Source organism: uncultured Amaricoccus sp. (genome assembly GCF_937858865.1).
Classification (GTDB): Bacteria; Pseudomonadota; Alphaproteobacteria; order Rhodobacterales; family Rhodobacteraceae; genus Amaricoccus.
On sequence record NZ_CALLYO010000033.1, the window covers coordinates 1 to 2,999 of the forward strand.

Annotated in this window: 3 protein-coding genes; 1 reads left to right on the forward strand and 2 read right to left on the reverse strand. The window is 71.7% G+C overall.

Going from position 1 to position 2,999, the window contains the following annotated elements; all coding sequences use genetic code 11:
- Window positions 1-50: 50 nt before the first annotated feature.
- Window positions 51-632, reverse strand: coding sequence for a VPLPA-CTERM sorting domain-containing protein (locus tag Q0112_RS00855; protein ID WP_297970251.1), 582 nt, complete (start codon window positions 630-632; stop codon window positions 51-53).
- A gap of 110 nt (window positions 633-742) precedes the next feature.
- Entirely contained in the window at window positions 743-2,737 is a 1,995-nt protein-coding gene (gene parE, locus Q0112_RS00860) for a DNA topoisomerase IV subunit B (protein WP_297970252.1), read from the reverse strand.
- Window positions 2,738-2,850: 113 nt separating this feature from the next.
- Between parE and Q0112_RS00865 the strand changes: the two genes are divergently transcribed.
- The coding region (locus Q0112_RS00865; protein ID WP_297970254.1) for a Sir2 family NAD-dependent protein deacetylase at window positions 2,851-2,999 on the forward strand (149 nt) is incomplete at its 3' end.

Below are 2,999 nucleotides of genomic sequence, written 5' to 3' on the forward strand. Positions count from 1 at the left end.
ATGGCATCGCGGCCGCCCCGCAGCGCCGGGCCGGGTGAGCCCGGGCCGGCTCAGGCCGGCTGCCGCCGGCGGCTGGCCAGCCCGAGCGCGCCCATGCCGAGCGCGATCAGCCCGAACCCGGCCGGCAGCGGCACCGGGGCGGGAGCCCGCTCGGCGTAGCTGAAGCTCGCCGACACGTCGGCGCCGTGCTTCGCGCCGTCCCAGAGCCCCAGCACGCCGCCGTTGAAGGTGGCGTTCTGCAGCGCGATCGAGAGCACGCCCGAGCCGACGTCGAGCAGGAGCGGCGCGCTCCAGTCGACGCTCCCCCACTGGAAGAAGCCGCCGTGGCCGCGCGTGGTGCCGCCGAGCGTGCCGCTCGCGCTGCCGAGGTAGAAGGCGACATCGAGCGCGCGCGGGGCGGTGTCGTCGGCGCCCACGTCGCCCTCGTCGGTCCAGATGCGGAAGAGGTCGAAGGACGTCGTCTGCCCGTCCGCGAGATCGAAGGAGAAGCCGCCGGGGGCGCTGGTCCGAACCACGAGCCCCGGATCGGCGAGCGCGCTTCCCGAGACGCCCCAGGTCCCGGTGAAGGTCGCCGCCGACGCGGCCGGCGCCAGGAGGATGGCCGCGATCGCGGCCGGAATCAGGTGTTTCATGAACGAATGCTCTCTACTAGCGGACCCTGCGGAACCGTCGTAGCAGCCGCGGCCTGCCCGAGCGAGAATAGCGTTAGCAATCGGTTAACGCCGGGTCCTGCCGGAGAGTCTCAGACGTCGAGCCCGCCCTCGTCGACGAAGCGCGCGTTCTCCTGGATGTACTGGAAGCGCAGCTCGGGCTTCTTGCCCATCAGCCGCTCGACGAGGTTGCCGGTCTCGCCCTCGTCCTCGGCCACCGTCACCTTGACGAGCGTGCGCCGCACCGGGTCCATCGTGGTCTCCTTGAGCTGCGCCGGCATCATCTCGCCCAGCCCCTTGAAGCGGGAGACCTCGATCTTGCCGCGGCCGCCGATGCCGCGGGCGAGCGCCGCCTCCTTGGCCGCGTCGTCGCGCACGTAGACCGACTTCGCCCCCTGGGTCAGCCGGTAGAGCGGCGGGGCGGCGAGGTAGAGATGCCCGTGCTCGATCAGCGGCCGCATCTGTGTGAAGAAGAAGGTCATCAGCAGCGAGGCGATATGCGCCCCGTCGACGTCGGCGTCGGTCATGATGATGATCTTCTCGTAGCGGAGATCGTCGACGTTGAAGCGCGAACCGGCCTGCACCCCCATCGCCTGGCAGAGATCGGCCAGCTCCTGGTTCTGCATCATCTTCGCGGACGCCGCGCCGAGCACGTTCAGGATCTTGCCGCGCAGCGGCAGCACCGCCTGCGTCCTGCGGTCGCGCGCCTGCTTGGCCGAGCCGCCGGCCGAGTCGCCCTCGACGAGGAAGAGCTCGGACCCCTCGCGGCTCGCGCCCGAGCAGTCGGCGAGCTTGCCCGGCAGGCGCAGCTTCTTCACCGCCGTCTTGCGGCTCGTCTCCTTCTCGGCGCGGCGCCGCGCCCGCTCCTCGGCCTTGAGCACGAGATAGTCGAGGATCGCCCCCGCCGTCCGCGTGTCCGAGGCGAGCCAGTGGTCGAAGCGGTCGCGCACCGCCGCCTCGACCAGCCGCGCCGCCTCCTGCGTCGCCAGCCGGTCCTTGGTCTGCCCGACGAATTCCGGCTCGCGGATGAAGACCGAGATGATCGCCTGCCCGCCGTCGGTCACGTCCTCGCGGGTGACCTGCGCCGCCTTGCGGTTGCCGGCGAGCTCGCCGTGCGCCCGCAGGCCCCTGAGGATCGCCGCCCAGAAGCCCTGCTCGTGCGTGCCGCCCTCCGGCGTCGGGATGGTGTTGCAGTAGGAGGCGACGAAGGCGTCGCGCTGCGGCGTCCAGTTGACCGCCCATTCGACCGACCCGACCGTCCCCGCGCCGAACCGCTCGGCGAAGTCGACCTTCCCGGCGAAGGGCTTTTCCGCATAGCACTGGGCGCCCTCCAGCCGCTCGCCGAGATAGTCGGCGAGGCCGCCCGGGAAGTGGAAGGTCGCCTGCTCCGGCGTCTCGTCGCCGGGCGCCAGGCAGCCGGCGGCGCAGCGCCAGCGGATTTCGACCCCGGAGTAGAGATAGGCCTTGGAGCGGGCCATCCTGTGCAGCCGCGCCGGCTTCAGCCGCGCCGAGGCGCCGAAGATCTCGGCGTCGGGATGGAAGGTGACGGTGGTGCCGCGCCGGTTCGGCGCCTGGCCGAGATGCTCGAGCGGCCCGAGCGGCAGGCCGCGGGAGAACTCCTGCCGGTAGAGCTGGCGGCCGCGCGCCACCTCGACCGCCAGCCGGTCGGAGAGGGCGTTGACCACCGAGACGCCCACCCCATGCAGCCCGCCGCTCGTCGCATAGGCGCTGCCGGAGAACTTGCCGCCGGCGTGCAGCGTGCAGAGGATCACCTCGAGCGCCGACTTGCCCGGGAAGCGCGGGTGCGGGTCGACCGGGATGCCGCGGCCGTTGTCGCGGACGGTGAGCGAGAAGTCGGCGTGCAGCTCCATCTCGATGCGGTTGGCGTGCCCGGCCACCGCCTCGTCCATCGCGTTGTCGAGCACCTCGGCGACGAGATGGTGCAGCGCCCGCTCGTCGGTGCCGCCGACGTACATGCCCGGCCGCTTCCGGACCGGCTCGAGCCCCTCGAGCACCTCGATGGCGCTGGCGTCGTAGGCGCGGCTGGCCGGATCGTCGTCGCCGAAGAGGTCCGCTGCGTGGACCATGCGTTGCCTCACTGCTTTCGTTGTTGCCTTCCGCCCAGGGTCGGGGCCATGGATTGAGAAGGACTGCTCCCGTTTATCTATATCCTGCGTGCGGCTTGCGGCAAAGGGGGTCGATGAGGGTCTTCGTTCTGACCGGTGCCGGCGTCTCCGCCGAGAGCGGCCTCGGCACCTTCCGCGACAAGGGCGGGATCTGGGCGCGCTTCGACCCGATGCAGCTCGCGACGCCCGAGGCCTTCGCCCGCGACCCGGCGCGGGTGCACGA

What these genes read in the sequence shown, in the direction of transcription:
- Q0112_RS00855 (WP_297970251.1), bottom strand. Translation starts at nt 632, where the DNA reads ATGAAACACCTGATTCCGGCCGCGATCGCGGCCATCCTCCTGGCGCCG.
- parE (WP_297970252.1), bottom strand. Translation starts at nt 2,737, where the DNA reads ATGGTCCACGCAGCGGACCTCTTCGGCGACGACGATCCGGCCAGCCGC.